Genomic DNA, 18,286 nt, shown 5'->3' with positions numbered 1-18,286 from the left:
AACTCCGTCATGCCGAAAACTCCGTGATGGCGAGGATGGCGAAGCTGAGCCCGATCAACAGGCAGAGCGGCGAATAGAAGCTGATATCGAGCCGCGCAAAAGGCTGTTCCGGCGCCAGACGGCGCCACCACGGCGTGAAGCCGGCAATGCCGCGGCCGAGGAAGACGAGCCCGATGAGCAGCGCTGTGGCGGCAAGGCCCTCCCTTGGAAAGGGGGAGGCGAAGACCCCGGTCAGCGCCAGCGGCCACAGGGTTGCGAGGCACAGGCACGCGGCAACGGCGAAACAGGGAAACGGCGTCGGCATCTCGTCGACGCCGCGAAAGCCGACGACGGCGTGGGCGCAGGAGACGCCGTCCCTGCCCGGCCAGATGCCGCCAAGGCCCCAATAGACATGCAGCGCGGTGATCAGCAGCAGGACGGCCGAGAGGGCGAAGGCGAGGACGATCATGAGCGGAACAGCCTGGAATACTGCGTCTCGTGCTTCATCGCCATGATGTCGGAGATGAAGGCGCAGCCGCCGAGATCGTCCAATGTCGAGCCGGCGGCGCGCGCGGCCGTCGACAGCGCCAGCGGCTCGAAGCCGGCGAGCAAGGCCATAGCGTCCGTCTGGCCGACGATGCCGAGTCGGATCGCCGCCTGGACGAGGTTGGAGAAGAAGGCCTGCAGGAAGGCCGACATCGCGTCCTGAAGCGCGAAACCGTTGCCGCCGGCAGCGGCGCCGACGGCGACACAGTAGGCGCATTCGGCCGGCAGGCGGCCCATCACCGGATTCGCCCACGCCGCTGCCGCTTTCAGGAAGGCGGCGCCTTGCAGCATGGTTTCGGTGTGACGCTCACGCGAGCCGGCCAGCGCTTCGGCGAGATCGGCAATTTCATGGAGATCGCCGCCGTCGCGGGCGCGACGCCAGGCTTCCGTGAAGAGCACGGCGTCGTTCCAGCCCGAGCCCATCTCGACCAGCGTCTCCAGCCAGGAGGCGAGGCTGGCGGTATCGGCAACCAGCCCGTCTTGCCCGGCGCGTTCGAGACCATGGCTGTAGGCAAAGCCGCCGACCGGAAAGGCCGGCGACAGCCACGCCATGAGCCGCAGCAAAGCGATGCCGGATGGCTGGTCAGTCATGATCGTGATGATGCCCGTCATGGGAATGGCTGTGCGAATGCGACTCGCTGTGTGCGTGGGAATGCCCATCATGGGAATGCGCTTCGGCATGAGCATGGGCATGACCGTGATCGTGGCCATGCGCACCTTGCGCGGAATAGGCGCCGCGCACCGGCTTGAACGGCTCGGAAACGTCGCGCACCGTGGCGCCGAGACCTTCCAGCATCGCCTTGATGACGTGGTCGCGCAAAATCAGGATGCGGCCGGCCTCGATCGCTGCCGCCAGATGCCGGTTGCCGATATGCCAGGCAAGTTCGGTCAGATGCACGGCGTCGCGGGCGCGGATGTCGTAGACCTCTTCGGGCGCTGCGATGATTTCGATATAACCACCGTCCTCCAGCACCAGCCGGTCGCCATGGTTCAGGGTGACAGGCTCCGGCAGGTCGACCAGCACCTTGCTGCCGTCGGCAAGTTCGATGGCGCGGCGGCGCAGATGGCGCTCGTCATGGGGCAGCACGGCACGGCCGGATGGCGGCACGCTACCGGCAGTGCCGGCCGTCAGCACCGAGACGGCGCGCGGGAATTTGGTGAAGTCGGTGTTGAGGTTGAGTTTCATCGCATGGCTCCGCCATTGGCTTGCGCCCGTGCCCGGGCAGGCCGCGCCAAGACGCGGTCGAAATACGCGTTGACGCGCTCGGACTCGATCGGGAATTTTCCGGCTCGGGCCCAGCCGCCCATGTCGCCCAACAGCACGTCGACGGCGGAAAATCGGTCGCCCAGCGCAAACGGCCTGTTGCCCAGCCGGCCGTCCAGCGCCTTGGTCTCGGAGGCGAAATCGTAGGCGGCGGCAGGACCGACATCGACCCGCACTTCCTTGGGCAGCAGGAAGCGGTGGCGCAGCTTGTTCCACAGCGGCGCTTCGAATTCGCTCTGGGCAAAATGCATCCAGGAATCCATCTCGGCGCGTCCGGCCACACCTGGATTGGCGCCCATGCCTTTGTCGGCGTGCTTGTCGGCGAGATAGACGCAGATTGCCGCCGAATCGGTCACCGTCAGTTCCCCATCGATCAGGATCGGCACCTTGCCCGACGGGTTGAGCGCATAGGCTTCGGGCGAACGCAATTTCACCTCGACGAATTCATAGGGCTGCCCGAGTTCCTCGAGCATCCACAGAACGCGGCTGACGCGGGATCCACGCGATCCGATGGCCTTGTACATGGTTGAACCCTCTTTCCTGCGACCCTAAACCATAGCCACTGTTCAGACGATGGTGTCGAAGAGCCGCAGGATGAACGATATTTGGTAAATCAGCGTGCCGGCGACGAAGGCGATGTGGAAACGGCGGTCACGCACCAGTATGGCGGCAATGCAAAACACCACGAAAACCGGCGTTCGGAACAGATATTCATTGCCGTAGCGGGCGAAATGCTCGGGACCTTTCAGCAGCGTGTCGACAACATCGAGCAGATAGGTGGCCGCCAGCAGGCCGAAGAACCAGCCACGGCGCGAATAGAAGAAATCCTCGTAGCTGGTGTAGTCGAGCATCGAATCCGGAAACAGCAGCGCGCACAGCAGGAACAGCGTGATGGCGTAGAAGATCAGGAACAGGTACTTGCCGAAAGTCCAGACCTCTATGGTGTAGAGGCCGAACTCCCACCACCAGAAATGCACCAGCAGCAACAGCATGGAGGCGACCCAGCCGAGGTGCACGGGATAGAGCCTGTACTGGCCGGGATGCTGGACGATTCGCGCCACCCCCGACAGCAGGCGAGCGACGCCAAGTCCGATCACCATGCCCATGACGATGCGGATATGCGGGAAGATGTCGTGGGCGGAGGCTATTTCGGTGGCCATGACCTGCTACGCGGTTTCTTTGAGCCGCATATTGCGGCGGCACCGACCGGCTCGCAATGGAATTTGCCGGGTCGATCAAATCACCCCTCGCCTCAAAACAGGAAATACCGCTGCGCCATCGGCAGCACGGTTGCCGGCTCGCAAGTCAAGAGTTCGCCATCGGCGCGAACCTCATAGGTTTCGGGATCGACCTCGATATGCGGCGTGGCGTCGTTGAGGATCATCGAGTGCTTGCCGATGCCGCCGCGGGTATTTTCGACCGCGACGAACTGCTTGTCGACGCCGAGCCTGCCATGCAGGCCGGACTCCAGCGCCGCCTTCGAAACGAAGGTCACCGACGAGTTGGTCCTGGCCTTGCCATAGGCGCCGAACATCGGGCGGTAGTGCATGGGCTGGGGGGTCGGGATAGAGGCGTTGGGGTCGCCCATCGGGGCTGCGGCTATCATGCCGCCGATCAGCACCATGTCCGGTTTGACGCCGAAGAAGGCTGGGTTCCACAGCACCAGATCGGCGCGCTTGCCGACCGCGATCGACCCGATGTCCCTGGACAGCCCATGCGCGATGGCCGGGTTGATGGTGTATTTGGCGATGTAGCGGCGGACGCGGAAATTGTCGTTGTTGCCGGTCTCCTGCGGCAATGACCCGCGCTGGCGCTTCATCTTGTCGGCGGTCTGCCAGGTGCGGATCGCCACCTCGCCGACACGGCCCATGGCCTGCGAGTCCGACGAGATGATCGAGAAGGCGCCGATATCGTGCAAAATGTCTTCCGCCGCGATGGTCTCCTTGCGGATGCGGCTTTCGGCAAAGGCGATGTCTTCAGGGATCGACGGCGACAGATGATGGCACACCATCAGCATGTCGAGATGCTCGGCCAGCGTGTTGACGGTGTAGGGCCGGGTCGGGTTGGTCGAAGACGGAATGACGTTGGGCAGGCCGCAGACCTTGATGATATCGGGCGCATGGCCGCCGCCGGCGCCTTCGGTGTGGAAGGCGTGGATGGTGCGGCCCTTGATGGCGGCGACGGTGTTCTCCACAAAGCCGGATTCGTTCAGCGTGTCGGTGTGGATCATCACCTGCACGTCGTAATCGTCGGCAACCGACAGGCAGCAGTCGATGGCCGCCGGCGTCGTGCCCCAGTCCTCGTGCAGCTTCAGCGAGCAGGCCCCGCCCAGCACCATTTCCTCGAGCGCCGCCGGCAGCGAGGCGTTGCCCTTTCCGGACAGGCCGATGTTCATCGGGAAAGCGTCGAAGGACTGGATCATGCGCGCCATGTGCCAGGGTCCGGGCGTGCAGGTGGTGGCCAACGTGCCATGCGCCGGGCCGGTGCCGCCGCCGAGCATGGTGGTGATGCCCGACATCAGCGCTTCGTCGATCTGCTGCGGGCAGATGAAGTGGATGTGCGCGTCGAAGCCGCCGGCGGTCAGGATCTTGCCCTCGCCGGCGATGATCTCGGTACCGGGGCCGATGATGATGGTGACACCGTCCTGCGTGTCGGGATTGCCGGCCTTGCCGATCGCCGCGATGCGGCCGTCCCTGAGACCTATATCGGCCTTGAAGATGCCGGCCGTGGCATCGACCACCAGCGCGTTGGTGATGACCGTGTCGACCGCGCCGCCGGCGCGCGACACCTGGCTCTGGCCCATGCCGTCGCGGATGACCTTGCCGCCGCCGAATTTCACCTCCTCGCCATGGACGGTGAGGTCCTTTTCGACCTCGATAAACAGCTCGGTGTCGGCCAGGCGCACTCTGTCGCCGACCGTCGGGCCATACATCTGCGCGTAGGCGGCGCGGGTAATTCTAGCCATCAGTCAATGCTCCCCAAACGAGAGCCCGGCCGCAGCCGAACTCCACATCGTCGCCATCCAATGGTCATGCAATGACCCGCTCGGCGACACCTTCTGATCCCATTTGGCCGTTGAGGTGGCCCTGCCACCCAAACCGCCTGTTTGCCAAACCCTTGGCCAAATCGATGAAAGGAAAATACATGCGCAAGATCATCGTTCTTGCAGCCGCCGCCACGCTGGCCTCCGCAACCGTAGCCGGCGCCCAGCAGCAGCCCACGCCGCAACCGAAGCCGGCGGCGCCCAGCGCTCAGCCGGCGGCGCCGGCAATCCAGAAGGTCAACATCGTCGATATCAGCGAATTGCCCAAGGCCACCCAGACGCAGGTCAATCAGGTGATCGCCCAGCGTGGCGATGCCGGGCTGCAGAAACTGCGCTCTTCGATCGACGCGACGCCGCAGATCAAGTCGGCGCTCGAAGCCAAGGGACTCACCTCGGCACAGGTGGTCGCCGCCAGCATGACCACCGATGGCGCGCTGACCATCGTCACCAAGAAGGCAAGCTGACGACAGGGCATGGCGGGCCGGCATCCGGCCCGCTGGCCCTATCCCGGAGGGAACCTTCGCCGGACGGGAGCCGTTTCGTCCCTTTGGCGCCGAACGGCGTTGCGCAGAAAAGTCTGCCAGGAGCGAGCGATGCCTACCATTCCCCTTGCCGACGCCAGATGGCTCCACGCCATTGCCGCTTGCGCGTTTCTCGCGGCTTTCGGCCCGCAAGCCGCGCAAGGTCTTGAAAGCGCTGACACAGTCAACCGGGCTGACACTGTCAACCGGATTGTGGGCTCCGATGTCCGGCAGGAAGAGGCGCGGACGGAGACGCAGACCAAAAAGATCATCACCGCGATCGAGCGGACGCGTGACAACATCGGTGCCGTGCGCAAGACATCCAAGCTCGATACCGTCGATATCGTCTTCCTCACCGACGCGGCACGCAGCGAAGGCGGCCCGCCGCCGGCCGTCGAGAGCAAGGTCGAACAGCATCAGGACGACATTGCGGAACTGCGGAAGGAGATCGACGCCAACGCCTTGCTGTTCAACGCCATCGATTCGCGGCGCGTGCTTGCGGAAGACGTCCTTGCCGTGGAATTCGACGGCTCGGCAAGAATCGTCATCTACGCGGCGGCCAGGCCGTCGAACTGACGTCCGGGCGCTCGACCCCGTCGATCTCACAGCCTGCCCATGATTTTCTGCTGAAAGCCGTAGACCTCGCGTTTTCCGCCGAGCGGCACCAGCGTGACGTCCCGCTCTTGTCCCGGTTCGAAGCGCATCGCGGTGCCGGCGGCAATGTCCAGACGCATGCCGCGCGCTTTGTCGCGGTCGAATTTCAACCCCTCATTGGTCTCGAAGAAATGGTAGTGGCTGCCGACCTGGATCGGCCGGTCGCCGCTGTTGGCGACCTTCAGCGTCACCGTCGGCAGCCCCTTGTTGAGCTCGATGTCGCCGCTTGCGGTGATGATTTCGCCGGGAATCATCGTTAGCCTCACAAAACGCCGAAGACCAGGCCGCCGCCGACTGCAGCACAAGCGGCGCCAGCGGCGCGGGCAAGCCCGCGAAAGCGCATGCCGAGGCCAAGGCCGGCAGCGATGCCCATGGCATGGAGAAGTGCGGTGGCAACGGCAAAGCCGGCCATATAGTCAAGCCCACCTGCATTTTCCGGCACTTCGGTGCCGTGGGCATGGCCATGGAACAGCGCGAACAGGCCGATGATGGCGACTCCGGCCGAGACCGGCAGATCGACCGCCAACGCCACCAGCAAGCCAAGCGCGACGACGGAGGCAAGGATGCCCGGTTCGACGAAAGGCACCGGCACGTGGAGCATGCCGAGCGCGCCGCCGACCAGCATGACGCCGACAAAGGCCAGCGGCCAGGCCCAGATCGCCTTGCCGCCCTTGAGCGCCGCCCACAGGCCGACGGCGACCATGACGGTCATATGCTCGAGGCCGGACAGCGGATGCGCGAAGCCCGCCGCGAAGGACGAGGTGGTGCCGATGCCGACATGGGCATAGGCGGGCATCGCCGCCGCCAGCAGCAGGATCGCTGCAAGCGTGGTGCGTTTGGTTGAAGCAGAGATCATCGGTCTTCCCTTCGAAGTCACGAAAACAATCACGCAGCCTTGCGCGGGCCGCAGCCCTCGGCCTTGAGCACGCGTTGGGTCGAGGCCGGATATTTCACCAGTTTCTCCACTGGGCGGATCGGGCGTGCGGAAAAATTGCCGCCGCAGTTCGGGCAGACGCCGCCCAGCACATGTTCAGCGCAGTCAGCGCAGAAGGTGCATTCAAAGGTGCAGATCAGCGCGTCCGCCGCTTCCGGCGGCAGGTCCTTGTCGCAGCATTCGCAATTCGGTCGCAGCTCCAGCATCGTTTTTCTCCTCACCTGATCGGTTCGTGAACGGTCACCAACTTGGTGCCGTCGGGAAAGGTCGCCTCGACCTGCACGTCGTGGATCATCTCGGCGATGCCTTCCATCACCTGCGCGCGGGTGATGACATGGGCGCCGGCCTCCATCAGTTCGGCGACCGGGCGGCCGTCGCGGGCGCCCTCGACGACGAAATCGGTGATCAGCGCGATCGCTTCGGGGTGATTGAGCTTGACGCCGCGTTCCAGCCGCTTGCGCGCCACGATCGCCGCCATGGCGATGAGCAGCTTGTCCTTTTCACGCGGCGTCAGGTTCATGCGCTTTCCTGGATTTGGCCTGGATTTGGCTCAGAGTGACCATAATTTGGGCAGACCCGCCCGCCCGTTGAGCAGTTCGACGAGCGGAACCAGCCGCTTGCGCAGCTGGTAGCCGTCCTCGGCAAACAGCCTCGCAAGAAGCTTGCCAGATTTTTTGACGCTCCAGGCGCTGGCATCGCCGTCGGCGCCGATGATGTCGCGGGCCGCATCGAGCAAGCCTTCGGCCTGCGGCGAAACCATCAGCAGCGTCGCAGCGGCAATGGCGCCGCCGGCGACCGCCGGGCGGCCAAGTGCCGCCGCGATAGCCGGCCCGATGCGGGAATCCTCGGCATGAACGAGCGCACCATCCTGGCGGACACGCCAACGGTCGTGGAAATGGCCGTGCGCGGCCTCTTCGCCCATGGCGAGGCGGCCGAATATGGTGGCTTCAAGCAGTAATGCCTCGGCGCCTGCGGCAAGCTCGACCTCGAGCGTGCGGGCAAAGGCCGAGCGGTCGAAGACGATGGTTTCCTGGGGCAGCCAGGCGATACGCCCGCCCGCGCCGACGCTGAGCTTCACCCGAACTTCGGCGCGGTCGCTAGCGGCACGATAGATCTTTTCGCAGGCCTGGGTGGTTATCGAGGCGGAGGCACCTGGCCCGACATCGATTTCCCAGCCGAGCCGATCGCCGCCGGTCAGACCGCCGGCGGTGTTGATGAGCACGGCTTCGAGCGGATCGGCCGCAACGGCCGGCATGCGGATTTTGGCCGAGCCGTCCTGATAGAGGCGCAAAAGCCGGGTGCGTCCATCCCTGACGCCGCACGCAAGCCGGGCCGCCCCGGCCGCGCGCTGGGCCGGAAGAGCTGAGATCAAGACATGCTGCAACGTATCCACGGCGCTAACGTTAAGCACTCCCGGCGCTTTGTCGATATGGTGCTTGTTGATATAGCTTGTTGCTTGACAGCGTTTCCGTTTCTATAGAGGGAGCCTCTTTGGAACGGTCATGCTGCGCCTGGCGGGTTTTTGAAGGCGACGGCGATTTCAGTCCAGGCAACAGGGGCGCCAACCAATCGGCACCGCGACGTTATAAAATTGGGGAAGGAATCGAATGGCTGACGAGCTGGCAACGGAAATCATCGCCAAGATCAGGGCACATGCGGAGCCCGGTGGCGAAGAGATCACCACCAATACGGAATTGACCGCGCTTGGCATCCATTCCCTGGAACTGACCGAGATCATCTTCGATCTCGAGGAGCAGTACGGCATCGAGATCGAGATGAACACGGTCGATGCCTGGAGCAATCTCAAGAATGTCGGCGATATGGTTGAGGCTGTTCGCGCGCTGATTGCGAAAAAAGCCTGAGCTGAATGCAAAAGCGCGTCGTCATTACCGGCATCGGCGGCATATGCGGGCTCGGCGCCAATGCGCCTGCAATCTGGAACGAAATGCGGGCCGGCCGATCGGCCATCGGTCAAATCAGCAATCCCGGTTTGCATGATTTGAAGGTCAAGGTCGGCTGCGAAATCAAGACGCTGCCCGACCATGGCATCAGCCACAAGCAGACCGTGTCGATGGACCGCTTCAGCCTTTTGGCGACGATTGCCGCGCGCGAAGCCATGCAGCATGCCGGCCTGACATCGACTGAAGCAACCACCTACCGGATGGGCGCGGTTGTCGGCGTCGGCGTCTGCGGCTGGGAGGCGATCGAGGAGAACTATCGCGCCATCCTGGTCGACGGCAAGAACCGGGCCGGCATCTTCACCGTGCCGAAAGTGATGCCGAGTGCGGCATCCGGCCATGTCAGCATGAATCTCGGCCTGCGCGGGCCGGTGTTCGGCGTCACTTCGGCCTGCTCCTCGTCCAATCACGCCTTTGCCTCGGCGGTCGACCAGATCCGGCTCGGCCGCGCCGATGTCATGGTCGCCGGCGGCACCGACGCGCCGCTGCTTTGGGGCATCCTGAAGGGCTGGGAGGCCCTGCGGGTGCTGGCGCCCGATACCTGCCGGCCGTTCTCGGCCGATCGCCAAGGCCTGTCGCTCGGCGAAGGTGCTGGAATGGCGGTGCTGGAAACGTATGAACACGCCATGGCGCGCGGCGCGACCATTCTGGCCGAATTTGCTGGAGCCGGCCTTTCCGCCGACGCTTCCGATATCGTCGCGCCGACTGTCGAGGGACCGACGGCGGCGATGCGCGCCTGCCTGGCGGACGCCGGGCTCAATCCCGAGGACGTCGACTATCTCAACGCCCACGGCACCGGCACCAAGGCCAACGACCAGATCGAGACGGCGGCAATCAAGCGCGTCTTCGGCGACCATGCCTATAAGCTGTCGGTGTCGTCGACCAAGTCGATGCATGCCCATTGCCTCGGCGCCTCGGGCGGCCTGGAAATGATCGCCTGCGTGATGGCGATCCGCGAAGGCATCGTGCCGCCGACGGCCAATTTCCGGCAGGCCGACCCCGACTGCGATCTCGACATCACGCCGAATGTGGCGCGCGAGCGCAAGGTGCGCGCGGCGATCAGCAACGGTTTTGCCTTCGGCGGCACCAATGCCGTGGTGGCGTTCAAGGCGGTCTGACGGCAAGCGACTGGCCTGAGCGACTGGCCCTGAATGACTGCGAAGACGGTGTGTGCACCTTCGACCGGTTGATCGGCAAAGAAGCCGAGGATAATCCTTCGCAACTCGCCAGACGGCGCGATACCGCGCCAAATTCCCGACCGGAGCTTTCGATGACCGACCTGTCCGCCTTTCCGATCACCAAGCGCTGGCCGGCCAGCCACCCCGACCGCCTGCAGCTCTATTCCGCGACGACGCCGAATGGGGTGAAAGTCTCGATCGCGCTGGAAGAACTCGGCCTCCCCTACGAGGCGCATCTGGTGGATATCGGCAAGGACCAGAGCTGGACGCCGGAATTCCTGTCGCTGAACCCGAACGGCAAGATACCCGCGATCATCGACCCCGACGGGCCGGGCGGCAGGCCATTCGGCCTGTTCGAATCCGGCGCCATCCTGCTCTACCTCACCGACAAGACCGGCAAGCTGATCCCTGCCGATCCGGCGCGGCGCTACGAGACCATCCAATGGGTGTTCTTCCAGATGGCGGCGATCGGGCCGATTTTCGGACAGGTCGGGTTTTTCAACAAATTCGCCGGACGCGAGATCGCCGACAAGCGGCCGCTGGATCGCTACCGCAATGAATCGCGGCGGCTGATCGGGGTGCTGGAGACGCGGCTGAAGGGTCGAACCTGGATCATGGACGACGACTATACCATCGCCGACATTTCGATGCTGGGCTGGGTGCGCAATCTGATCGGCTTCTACGAGGCGCGCGAACTCGTCGGCTTCGACGACTTCCCCACCGTCGCGGCATGGCTGGAGCGCGGGCTGGCGCGGCCCGCGGTGCAGCGCGGCCTGACCATTCCCGCCAGGAATTGACCTCGGCCAGCCGAAGCAGCCGGGTCTATTTCGCCTTGGCCTTGCTTTTCGAGCCGCCCTTGCCGATGACGGACGCAGCGAGCGACGCAGCGCCCCTGGCTGTCGCCGCCACCGCACCAGCGGCGACATTGGCGGTCGCCTTGACGGTGCGCATCGCGCCGCCGGCCACCGAGCCGCTGCTTGCCGGCTTCTTGGGTTTGGCGGTTTTCGCCGTCACCTTTGCCGTCGCCACCGGTTCTACCTTCTTTGGCGCCGCTTTGCCGAAAGCCGGCTTTGCGTCCTTGGACCGCTCGGCGATCGCCGGGCCGGCGCCTGCCTTCGCCTGCGTGGCCTTTGCCTGCCTGGCTTTGGGTTGAGCGGTCTTGCTCTTGGCGGGTGTTTTTGCCTTGGTTGCCATCTGACGGTTCCCTCACGGCGGCACGATTGCCGATGAGAGATAACGACCTGAAAGTCTTAAGGTTCCCGTTCCGAAGTCCAGCGAACTATGCGGGATCGCCAACAACCAGGTCGGCGGACCTGCGACGGCCGAGCACGCGATCGATGTTGGGCATGTCGTTGGAAGCGATCCAAGCGCGGGCGTCTTCGTCGGAGCGGCCATGCTCGTGCCAGCGCACCAGAAGGCGGCGCTCGAGTTCGGCACGCGGCACATCGACAAAGATGGTGAAGTCGAACAGCGGCGCCAGCCGCGACCACGGCTCCTCGTCCAGCAGGAGGTAATTGCCTTCGACCAGGATGAACTTGGTCTCGGCGGCAACGATGGAGGCGGCGGCGCGCGACAATTCCATGCTGCGGTCGAACACCGGAATGGCGATGTCTGGCTCGCCCGAACGGATGCGCTTCAACAGCGTCTCGAAGCCGGCGAAGTCGAAAGTCTCCGGCGCGCCCTTTCTTGACCGCAGGCCGCGCTGGTCGAGCACGATGTCATCATAGTGGAAGCCGTCCATCGGCACGACTTCAGCCGCGCCCTCCGGCAACAGATCATGCAGGCCGGCCGAGAGCGTCGACTTGCCGGCGCCGGGCGGGCCGGCAATGGCGACGATGAAGCGTTTCGCCTTGCCAGCGCGCTTGAAGATGGTGGCGGCGAGATGGGCGATTTCGGACATTGGGCGCTTCCAGTTATGCTTTGCATCTTGTCGGCAGTTTGAGGAAATTTCAAACCGCGATTTGGGCAATCTCACGACATCCGCCACGTCAGCGCTGCCCCTCGTCGCCTGCCGGTGTGCAGCCGATAGATGGGTAACACTTCTCCCCCTATGCGTCCGCCGCAGCGCCAAGCAGATTGGTTGGCGCGGCGGTGCGGCGGACAAGCTCCATGTGCCGTGTGTCGAGGATGCCGGCAGGCAGGTGAGGGGCAGGGCCAGCGTTCGAAAATCAGCCGGGCTGGCCGATCCGCAGGAAATCGCTGTCGAATGCGACATCGCGGGTCGAACCATCGGCTCCGGTGAGATGCATGTGACCTGAGGCTGTCCCGATAGCGCGCGGCGGCTCGCCGCTCGCCAGCGGCAGCGTGCCGATGACATGGCGGAAGGAGACTTCGCCGCCGAGGGTAAAAGCGGTCGCGACCCCTTCGCGCTTCAGCCAATTGTCGTCGATCGATGCGGCATGGCCGATGGCGGCGCGGCCGTCCTCGATGCCGAGCACGCCGCGATGGCGGCTGCTCCACGGCGCGTAGTCGCGGCCGCCATTGCTGAACCACAGCATGGTGACCGGAAGCTCCGCCGGGTTCTTCAGCACCAGCACCAGATCCTGTTCGGCCCGGCGCGCCAGCGCCGTCCAGCCCGGACCGTCATGATCGGCTTCGACCAGGGTGATGAAATCCTCGCGCTCATCCTCCATGCGGTAGTCGGTGAGATCGAGCGTGCCGCCGCCAGTGGCTGGAAAGCGCGTCAGATCGGTCGAGCGGGCGGGATAGGAAAGCTTGAAGCGGCCGCGGGCCGGATCGGGCTCCAGCGGTGCGTCCAGTGTCCCGGCAAAGCGCTTCGGCGAAAAGGCCAGCCGGCCGCCATCGCGCATCGCCGCCATCGGATGGTGGGCGGCGGAGACCGCTCCGGAACCGCCGGAAAAGACATGCTCCTGATAGAGAAAGGGATGACTGTTGCGGAGCGTGAAGATCTTGTCGACCGTCGCGCCCATCACCGTGCGGCGCAACCGGAAGACGGCCCGCCAGCCGTCGGATGTCGCTTCGCTGACGGTGACATCCCAGGGGCTGTTGGCCGGCCAGCCATGCAGCGGTGCGGCCTCGATGTCGCTGGCCGAAAACGGTGCGCATAGGAAATCGCCAGACAGCCGCACCGTGCCTTGAGGCAGATCCGGCGGCAGCGTCTCGCCGGCATCGATCCAGGGCGCGCGGTGCAGCGGCTTCAGCTGGCGGCCATCGCTGTCGACCGTCATGTCGGCGATATGGCCGACAGTGAGATCGAGCGTGACCGAAATGCCCTTTGCCTTGATCGTGACCGTATCCATCCGCGCACCTGCTGATTCTGATGGCAGCGAACAAACCCGCTCCGTGACGGATGCGCAAGCACAGCGACCGGCATTTTGCATCAGGGCGATTTTTACCCTCCCCCTTGTGGGGAGGGTCGGCAAGCGCTCGACGCGAAGCGGAGATTGTTCGACGGGGCGGGGGTAGCGCCCTACAAGGACCCCCACCCCGATCCGCTACGCGGATCGACCCTCCCCACAAGGGGAAGGGTGGACGCCTACTGCCGCTTATACTCGCGCACCGGCGACTTGGTGCCGTCGGTGTAGGTGACCTGCACCGCCATCGACGTCACGTTGTCGGCGACCTTGAAGTAAGGCTGGTAGTCATAAGGAATGGCGTACGGGTCCTTCTTGTCGCAAGGCGGCAGCTTGATCTCCTTGTCGAGCGCCGTGCCGTTCAAGCTGTAGCGCACCTCCCTGATGCCGCAGCGGAATGACAGCATCTGGGAGAAATAGACCAGGCCGTGATTGCCGCTGGCGTCGAAGGCGATCCACGACGTCCAGAACTGGTCGAGGATCTGTTTGTTGCCCTGTTGCAGCGCCGCGTCCGGATCGAAACTTATGTCGAACGGCCCGGTCTCGCGGCCCCTGAGATCGAGATATTTGACCCCGATGATGGTGGCCGTGGTGCTGTCGGGCAATTCGAAGCTCGGATTGGGCATCGGCTTGCCGGTGCGCTGGTCGTTCATCGCCATCAGCCCGGTGTCGGTGAACGGACCTGACACACCCATGCGCCAGGAAATGCCGGTCGCGGCCTCGGGCAGCGAGATGGAGATCGTCCAGCCGGCATTGGAGCGCATCGGCGTCAGCGTCGGGGCAAAGCGTGCTGGGTCGAGCACGTCGCCAAGCGCCGTCAGGCGGGTACGGCTGCGGTCGAGCCAGTCGGCGAGCTGCGTCTGGTCGACGAAATATTTGAGCAGCCCGCCTTCCTTTTCATAGGAGACGAACCTGGTCAGCGCCTCGGCCTCGCTGCGCTTGTCGGACAGCGACTGGACGCCGAGGCGATCCTCGGAAAACTCCTGCGCGAGCAGGTAATAGGCCGGTGCGAAATCCGGATTGGCGGCGATGAAGGCGTTGAGCTTGTCGAGACGCTGGGCATCGTCGAACTGCAGGATATGGACCAGCTTGATCGACAGCGCCTTGGCCTTGTCGGCCAGGGCGCCGAACACTTCGCGGGCGCCGGCCTTGCCGTCCTGCACGCGCAGCAGGGTGGCGAAGCGTGTGTAGGGATCGACGGCGTCGACGTCGAAACCGGCGAAAGCGAGATAGGAGCGCCGCGCATTCAGCATGTCGCCGGAAAGCTCGTAGACGCGGGCATTGTGATAGAATTCGTCCGGCCGCTTCGGCTCGGCGATCGTCCCGCCCTGCGCGGCCAATGCGGCAAAGCCCTTGGCGATGGTGTCGATCGAGGCGGCGATCTGCTCGGTGGTCGCCTGAAGCTTATCCGCCTGCTCGGCCTGTTTCTGCTGGCCGGCAGCGAGCGTTTCGGTCGTCTGCTTGACCGCCTCTACCGACTTTTGCGTCTGCGCGCCCTGCTCAGCCTGCTGCTGCTGGGTCGACGCAATTTCCTCGGTCTTCTTCGCCACCGCGTCGGTCGATTGCTTGACCTGGTCGACCGCCAGCTTCGTCTCGGTTACCGTTTGCTCGATCCTGGCCACCCTGGCCGAGACGATGCCCATCTGCTGCTGCAACTGGGCGATGGCCGGCACCAGGCCGGCGATCACACCGTTCTGCGAATTGGACTGCTGCTGCAGGCCATAGACGCCGCCGGCGACGGCGGCAGCGCTGGTGGCAAAGATCAGCGCCGGCAGCGCCTTGGCGGCCAGCACCAGCCGCAGAACGATGGCAATGGCGATGACGGCGGCGGCAACCGAAGCGACCAGCGCGATATAGGCGGCGAACGGCGCCAGCGGATTGAGGATGTCGGATGCGGCGCCGCCGATGAAAGCGACGCTGCCGGCCCATTTGCCGGTGCGGCTGAGCGAAGCCCTGATAAGAGATGGCGCAGCCGCGCCGATGTCACCGGTCATTGTCAAATCCCCCAAGCAATTGCCGCCTCTATAGCAGCACCGCGACCCCGCAGGCAAAACAGGACAGGAAGCAGGCGATTTCGGGAGGTTGCCGTTTCAGCGCCGATGGTTGGCGAAGCCGAAGCGACATCTGATCTCCCCCCTTGCGGGGGAGATTGGCAGCGTCATCGGCAGCTCCGCCGTTAACCAAATGGACGAACAAAATGGGTTAGGCTAGGTTCCGGCCCTCTCAGCAACGCCGGACTTGACTTGCCAAATTTCCATTTCCCCTCCCCCGCCCAGAAATTTCTCGCAGCCCTCCTGCTGCTTGTCTTCGTGGCCGGCTGCAGCACCACCGCACCGCCCGACAGCGTGCTGGCGGTGCCGGCGCCGCAGGAGAAATATGCGGCCATCGTCGTCGATGCCGGCAGTGGCAAGACGCTGTTCGAAGTCAGTTCGAGGGCGCAACGCTATCCGGCGTCGCTGACCAAGATGATGACGCTGTACCTGCTGTTCGAGGCGCTGGAGTCCGGCCGCGTCTCGAAGGAAACGCAGATTCCGGTCTCCGACAATGCCGCCCGGCAGCCGCCGACCAAATTGCGCTTCAAGCGCGGCGAGAGCATCGATGTCGATTCGGCGATCCGGGCGATCGTGGTCAAGTCGGCCAATGACGTGGCGGTGGCGGTGGGCGAATATCTCGGCGGCTCGGAGGACCAGTTCGCCGCCATGATGACGTCCAAGGCGCGCCAGATCGGCATGAGCAGCACCGTCTTCCGCAATGCCTCCGGCCTGCCCGACGATGGCCAGCACACATCGGCGCGCGACATGGCGACGCTGGGGATGGCGCTGCGCGCCCGCTTCCCGCAGCAGTTCCACTATTTCTCCGAAAGCGACTTCATGTTCCGCGGCCGGCTGGTGCGCGGCCACAACGACATGCTCGGCCGGGTGCGCGGCGTCGACGGCATCAAGACCGGCTATATCAGGGCATCCGGCTACAATATCGTCACGTCCTACAATGCCGACGGCCGGCATCTGATCGTGGTGGTGATGGGCGCCGACAGCGCTAGGCAGCGCAACGACCATGTCGAAGCGCTGATCCAGCGCAGTCTGTCGCCCGCCATGGCCGATACGAAGACGCGGCTGATGTTTGCGGGAGATCAGCCGGCCGCGTCGCCCGGCCTGCCGCCGCCTGGTTTGCCGGCGCAGGGGTCGCAGTTGCCTGGTTTACCGCCGCAATAGAACCCGTCGTTGGGTGGAGGAACTCTGAAACGCCGGCGGGACAGCACCCCCCTCTGGCCTGCCGGCCATCTCCCCCTCAAGTGGGGAGATTAGCAGCTTCGGCGTCTCGCCTCTTTTTCGTGTTTGGCGAAGCCATGGCGACATCTGATCTCCCCCCTTGAGGGGGAGATGTCCGGCAGGACAGAGGGGGGTCGTGAAGGATCGCTGCCTCATCTTAACTCTGCAGCAGGCGCGACCTCCGTCGGCAACAGCACTTCGGCGGTCTGGTTGCCGAGCAGCAGGCGAGCGAGGCCCCGGGGGGCTGCGCTGCCACAGGCAATTGCAGCAGGCATTCATCACAAGCATGCACAAGCCCCCAATCTTCACCGCCACAGTGGCTATGCCGCCTCGCCTTGGCGTATCGTGGGCGCGACAGCAGGAGCCGGCATCATGAGCCCAAAACCATCCGAACAGGCCGACAATGAAAACGACAGCGGCGGCGAGTATTTCGAGGCGCCGCCCGCCCACGACGCCGAACTGGTTGCCGACGAGGCGCTGGAAGCGCCCGATGTGCCGGACTCCGAACCCCATGGCCGCCTGAAGCCGAAGCGAAAACCGTCGGCGATATCAGGTAGAAAGTTTCGCAAGCGTGACCTGGTGCGCATCGACGACCTCAGGCCGAGCCTGGCCGACCGCATCCGCTCCGATCATCCCGACCTGCCGCGCGGCGCCCGCATCAGCCGGGAGGAGCTCGGCCGTTACCGCATGCGCTACATGGAGGAGCTGCTGCAGCAGGAGCATGGCGAATTCTCCGAGCTCGACCGCCAGGTGGTCGAATCGATCGCCAGGCAGGACACGATTTCGGAAAACTCGGAAGAGGAGTTCGAGGAGCACCGCTCGTTCGCCGACCGCGTCTCCGACAACATGGCGGCTTTCGGCGGCAGCTGGTGGTTCCTGATCTCGTTCGGCAGCGTGCTTGCGGTGTGGATCGGCATCAATTTGATCGCGGGCGTGAGCAGCGCCTTCGACCCCTACCCCTTCATCCTGCTCAACCTGCTGCTCTCCTGTATCGCCGCCATCCAGGCGCCGATCATCATGATGAGCCAGAGACGGACGGAGGCCAAGGACCGCCTGCGCTCGTTCAACGACTACCGGGTGAACCTGAAAGCCGAGCTGGAAGTGCGCCATTTGCACGAAAAGCTCGACTATCTGATCTCGCGCCAATGGACGCGGCTGGCCGAAATGCAGCAGATGCAGCTGGATGCGATGCACGAACTGACCGGCGCGAAGAAGGCGAAGCGGGCGCCGCGCAGGGTGCGCAGGCGGGTGGCGAAGGTGGAGGTGGCGGGGTGAGTCCCGGGCTGAGGCTGCAAGGCGGACGCGAAGTTGCCGAGCCGCGCGACGTGGCTTCGAAAATATCGCCACGCCAATTGCCCGTTGAAGCCCGCGCCGGCTTCCGCTAAGAAGCCGTGGCTGGCCGGCCTATCGGCTGGTTCGTTTTCAGGTTCCCTGAAGGCACCCGTAGCTCAGCTGGATAGAGCGCTGCCCTCCGAAGGCAGAGGTCACAGGTTCGAATCCTGTCGGGTGCGCCAGCTTACCGAGGGTCCATTCCGGACACATAGGTTACGGTTTATATCGGAGACATGGGTAACACTTTTGGCCCGAAGGGGTTTTGGAGTGGTTCGAGCCTGCATGTCTCATCAT

The 18,286-nt window shown here is 64.4% G+C and carries 22 protein-coding genes and 1 tRNA gene; 8 read left to right on the top strand and 15 right to left on the bottom strand.

Annotation, left to right across the window (positions count from 1 at the left end; genetic code table 11):
• Nucleotides 1-7: 7 nt before the first annotated feature.
• From NKH54_RS04365 to ureC, 6 genes are all read right to left on the bottom strand, one after another.
• Entirely contained in the window at nt 8-448 is a 441-nt protein-coding gene (locus tag NKH54_RS04365) for a DUF3995 domain-containing protein (RefSeq protein WP_023671239.1), read from the bottom strand.
• Nucleotides 445-1,116 carry an urease accessory protein UreF gene (locus NKH54_RS04360; protein WP_353027919.1) on the bottom strand — a complete coding sequence of 224 codons (672 nt, stop codon included), beginning with the start codon at nt 1,114-1,116 and terminating at the stop codon, nt 445-447. Before NKH54_RS04360 ends, NKH54_RS04365 begins: the two co-directional genes overlap by 4 nt.
• Entirely contained in the window at nt 1,109-1,711 is a 603-nt protein-coding gene (locus NKH54_RS04355) for an urease accessory protein UreE (RefSeq protein WP_023671237.1), read from the bottom strand. The genes NKH54_RS04360 and NKH54_RS04355 overlap by 8 nt, the downstream gene beginning before the upstream one ends.
• On the bottom strand, nt 1,708-2,313 hold the full coding sequence (locus tag NKH54_RS04350; RefSeq protein ID WP_023714523.1) for a glutathione S-transferase family protein: 606 nt from the start codon (nt 2,311-2,313) through the stop codon (nt 1,708-1,710). Before NKH54_RS04350 ends, NKH54_RS04355 begins: the two co-directional genes overlap by 4 nt.
• Before the next feature lie 42 nt (nt 2,314-2,355).
• Entirely contained in the window at nt 2,356-2,949 is a 594-nt protein-coding gene (locus NKH54_RS04345; RefSeq protein WP_353027761.1) for a hypothetical protein, read from the bottom strand.
• Between the two features lie 92 nt (nt 2,950-3,041).
• A complete protein-coding gene (gene ureC, locus NKH54_RS04340; RefSeq protein WP_031195771.1) occupies nt 3,042-4,754 on the bottom strand; it encodes an urease subunit alpha in 1,713 nt (570 codons plus the stop codon).
• A 179-nt stretch (nt 4,755-4,933) separates the two neighbouring features.
• Here ureC and NKH54_RS04335 point away from each other — a divergent pair, with 179 nt between their 5' ends.
• Both NKH54_RS04335 and NKH54_RS04330 read left to right on the top strand, forming a co-directional pair.
• Nucleotides 4,934-5,296 (top strand): hypothetical protein, encoded by a 363-nt coding sequence (locus NKH54_RS04335; RefSeq protein ID WP_023700466.1) that lies wholly within the window; start codon nt 4,934-4,936, stop codon nt 5,294-5,296.
• 129 nt (nt 5,297-5,425) lie between these two features.
• On the top strand, nt 5,426-5,929 hold the full coding sequence (locus NKH54_RS04330; protein ID WP_023700467.1) for a hypothetical protein: 504 nt from the start codon (nt 5,426-5,428) through the stop codon (nt 5,927-5,929).
• 26 nt (nt 5,930-5,955) lie between these two features.
• On the opposite strand, the gene NKH54_RS04325 is transcribed toward NKH54_RS04330, so the two are convergent.
• Genes NKH54_RS04325 through NKH54_RS04305 form a run of 5 tightly spaced genes read right to left on the bottom strand, consistent with a single transcriptional unit; the run spans nt 5,956 to nt 8,313 of the window.
• Nucleotides 5,956-6,261: an urease subunit beta gene (locus NKH54_RS04325; RefSeq protein ID WP_023714521.1), complete on the bottom strand. Its 306-nt coding sequence runs from the start codon at nt 6,259-6,261 to the stop codon at nt 5,956-5,958.
• 8 nt (nt 6,262-6,269) lie between these two features.
• The gene (locus NKH54_RS04320; protein ID WP_352759940.1) at nt 6,270-6,863 is read right to left on the bottom strand and encodes a HupE/UreJ family protein; all 594 of its coding nucleotides are present in this window, start codon (nt 6,861-6,863) and stop codon (nt 6,270-6,272) included.
• Nucleotides 6,864-6,892: 29 nt separating this feature from the next.
• Nucleotides 6,893-7,147 (bottom strand): DUF1272 domain-containing protein, encoded by a 255-nt coding sequence (locus NKH54_RS04315; protein ID WP_023671229.1) that lies wholly within the window; start codon nt 7,145-7,147, stop codon nt 6,893-6,895.
• A gap of 11 nt (nt 7,148-7,158) precedes the next feature.
• Nucleotides 7,159-7,461 (bottom strand): urease subunit gamma, encoded by a 303-nt coding sequence (locus NKH54_RS04310; protein WP_023671228.1) that lies wholly within the window; start codon nt 7,459-7,461, stop codon nt 7,159-7,161.
• Nucleotides 7,462-7,491: 30 nt separating this feature from the next.
• Nucleotides 7,492-8,313, bottom strand: coding sequence for an urease accessory protein UreD (locus NKH54_RS04305; RefSeq protein WP_084568503.1), 822 nt, complete (start codon nt 8,311-8,313; stop codon nt 7,492-7,494).
• 235 nt (nt 8,314-8,548) lie between these two features.
• Here NKH54_RS04305 and NKH54_RS04300 point away from each other — a divergent pair, with 235 nt between their 5' ends.
• The 3 genes from NKH54_RS04300 (at nt 8,549) to NKH54_RS04290 (ending at nt 10,874) form a co-directional block, all read left to right on the top strand.
• Nucleotides 8,549-8,803, top strand: coding sequence for an acyl carrier protein (locus NKH54_RS04300; protein ID WP_023671226.1), 255 nt, complete (start codon nt 8,549-8,551; stop codon nt 8,801-8,803).
• A 5-nt stretch (nt 8,804-8,808) separates the two neighbouring features.
• The gene (locus NKH54_RS04295; protein WP_023671225.1) at nt 8,809-10,017 is read left to right on the top strand and encodes a beta-ketoacyl-[acyl-carrier-protein] synthase family protein; all 1,209 of its coding nucleotides are present in this window, start codon (nt 8,809-8,811) and stop codon (nt 10,015-10,017) included.
• Nucleotides 10,018-10,169: 152 nt separating this feature from the next.
• Nucleotides 10,170-10,874, top strand: coding sequence for a glutathione S-transferase family protein (locus NKH54_RS04290; protein WP_023671224.1), 705 nt, complete (start codon nt 10,170-10,172; stop codon nt 10,872-10,874).
• Nucleotides 10,875-10,899: 25 nt separating this feature from the next.
• Here the strand turns inward: NKH54_RS04290 and NKH54_RS04285 are convergent, their stop codons facing one another.
• The 4 genes from NKH54_RS04285 to NKH54_RS04270 form a co-directional block, all read right to left on the bottom strand.
• The gene (locus tag NKH54_RS04285; protein WP_023683605.1) at nt 10,900-11,271 is read right to left on the bottom strand and encodes a hypothetical protein; all 372 of its coding nucleotides are present in this window, start codon (nt 11,269-11,271) and stop codon (nt 10,900-10,902) included.
• 85 nt (nt 11,272-11,356) lie between these two features.
• A complete protein-coding gene (locus NKH54_RS04280; RefSeq protein ID WP_023671222.1) occupies nt 11,357-11,977 on the bottom strand; it encodes a nucleoside triphosphate hydrolase in 621 nt (206 codons plus the stop codon).
• A gap of 268 nt (nt 11,978-12,245) precedes the next feature.
• Nucleotides 12,246-13,337 (bottom strand): hypothetical protein, encoded by a 1,092-nt coding sequence (locus NKH54_RS04275; protein WP_023714518.1) that lies wholly within the window; start codon nt 13,335-13,337, stop codon nt 12,246-12,248.
• 236 nt (nt 13,338-13,573) lie between these two features.
• Complete coding sequence (locus tag NKH54_RS04270) at nt 13,574-15,385, bottom strand: methyl-accepting chemotaxis protein (protein WP_023829330.1); 1,812 nt, start codon at nt 15,383-15,385, stop codon at nt 13,574-13,576.
• A gap of 249 nt (nt 15,386-15,634) precedes the next feature.
• Here NKH54_RS04270 and NKH54_RS04265 point away from each other — a divergent pair, with 249 nt between their 5' ends.
• From NKH54_RS04265 to NKH54_RS04255, 3 genes are all read left to right on the top strand, one after another.
• Nucleotides 15,635-16,603 carry a D-alanyl-D-alanine carboxypeptidase family protein gene (locus NKH54_RS04265; RefSeq protein ID WP_023689149.1) on the top strand — a complete coding sequence of 323 codons (969 nt, stop codon included), beginning with the start codon at nt 15,635-15,637 and terminating at the stop codon, nt 16,601-16,603.
• A gap of 429 nt (nt 16,604-17,032) precedes the next feature.
• Nucleotides 17,033-17,935, top strand: a complete 903-nt coding sequence (locus NKH54_RS04260) for a DUF1003 domain-containing protein (protein ID WP_023703727.1) — start codon at nt 17,033-17,035, stop codon at nt 17,933-17,935.
• A gap of 162 nt (nt 17,936-18,097) precedes the next feature.
• Nucleotides 18,098-18,174 (top strand) — tRNA-Arg (locus tag NKH54_RS04255).
• The last annotated feature ends 112 nt before the right edge of the window (nt 18,175-18,286 follow it).

The organism is Mesorhizobium sp. M1004, assembly GCF_040318795.1.
GTDB lineage: Bacteria > Pseudomonadota > Alphaproteobacteria > Rhizobiales > Rhizobiaceae > Mesorhizobium.
This window is presented reverse-complemented; position numbering and strand designations above follow the sequence as displayed.

What these genes read in the sequence shown, in the direction of transcription:
- NKH54_RS04300 (WP_023671226.1), top strand. Translation starts at nt 8,549, where the DNA reads ATGGCTGACGAGCTGGCAACGGAAATCATCGCCAAGATCAGGGCACAT.
- NKH54_RS04260 (WP_023703727.1), top strand. Translation starts at nt 17,033, where the DNA reads ATGAGCCCAAAACCATCCGAACAGGCCGACAATGAAAACGACAGCGGC.
- NKH54_RS04315 (WP_023671229.1), bottom strand. Translation starts at nt 7,147, where the DNA reads ATGCTGGAGCTGCGACCGAATTGCGAATGCTGCGACAAGGACCTGCCG.
- NKH54_RS04360 (WP_353027919.1), bottom strand. Translation starts at nt 1,116, where the DNA reads ATGACTGACCAGCCATCCGGCATCGCTTTGCTGCGGCTCATGGCGTGG.
- NKH54_RS04335 (WP_023700466.1), top strand. Translation starts at nt 4,934, where the DNA reads ATGCGCAAGATCATCGTTCTTGCAGCCGCCGCCACGCTGGCCTCCGCA.
- ureC (WP_031195771.1), bottom strand. Translation starts at nt 4,754, where the DNA reads ATGGCTAGAATTACCCGCGCCGCCTACGCGCAGATGTATGGCCCGACG.
- NKH54_RS04280 (WP_023671222.1), bottom strand. Translation starts at nt 11,977, where the DNA reads ATGTCCGAAATCGCCCATCTCGCCGCCACCATCTTCAAGCGCGCTGGC.
- NKH54_RS04350 (WP_023714523.1), bottom strand. Translation starts at nt 2,313, where the DNA reads ATGTACAAGGCCATCGGATCGCGTGGATCCCGCGTCAGCCGCGTTCTG.
- NKH54_RS04290 (WP_023671224.1), top strand. Translation starts at nt 10,170, where the DNA reads ATGACCGACCTGTCCGCCTTTCCGATCACCAAGCGCTGGCCGGCCAGC.
- NKH54_RS04330 (WP_023700467.1), top strand. Translation starts at nt 5,426, where the DNA reads ATGCCTACCATTCCCCTTGCCGACGCCAGATGGCTCCACGCCATTGCC.
- NKH54_RS04320 (WP_352759940.1), bottom strand. Translation starts at nt 6,863, where the DNA reads ATGATCTCTGCTTCAACCAAACGCACCACGCTTGCAGCGATCCTGCTG.
- NKH54_RS04310 (WP_023671228.1), bottom strand. Translation starts at nt 7,461, where the DNA reads ATGAACCTGACGCCGCGTGAAAAGGACAAGCTGCTCATCGCCATGGCG.
- NKH54_RS04275 (WP_023714518.1), bottom strand. Translation starts at nt 13,337, where the DNA reads ATGGATACGGTCACGATCAAGGCAAAGGGCATTTCGGTCACGCTCGAT.
- NKH54_RS04295 (WP_023671225.1), top strand. Translation starts at nt 8,809, where the DNA reads ATGCAAAAGCGCGTCGTCATTACCGGCATCGGCGGCATATGCGGGCTC.
- NKH54_RS04345 (WP_353027761.1), bottom strand. Translation starts at nt 2,949, where the DNA reads ATGGCCACCGAAATAGCCTCCGCCCACGACATCTTCCCGCATATCCGC.
- NKH54_RS04285 (WP_023683605.1), bottom strand. Translation starts at nt 11,271, where the DNA reads ATGGCAACCAAGGCAAAAACACCCGCCAAGAGCAAGACCGCTCAACCC.
- NKH54_RS04355 (WP_023671237.1), bottom strand. Translation starts at nt 1,711, where the DNA reads ATGAAACTCAACCTCAACACCGACTTCACCAAATTCCCGCGCGCCGTC.
- NKH54_RS04270 (WP_023829330.1), bottom strand. Translation starts at nt 15,385, where the DNA reads ATGACCGGTGACATCGGCGCGGCTGCGCCATCTCTTATCAGGGCTTCG.
- NKH54_RS04325 (WP_023714521.1), bottom strand. Translation starts at nt 6,261, where the DNA reads ATGATTCCCGGCGAAATCATCACCGCAAGCGGCGACATCGAGCTCAAC.
- NKH54_RS04365 (WP_023671239.1), bottom strand. Translation starts at nt 448, where the DNA reads ATGATCGTCCTCGCCTTCGCCCTCTCGGCCGTCCTGCTGCTGATCACC.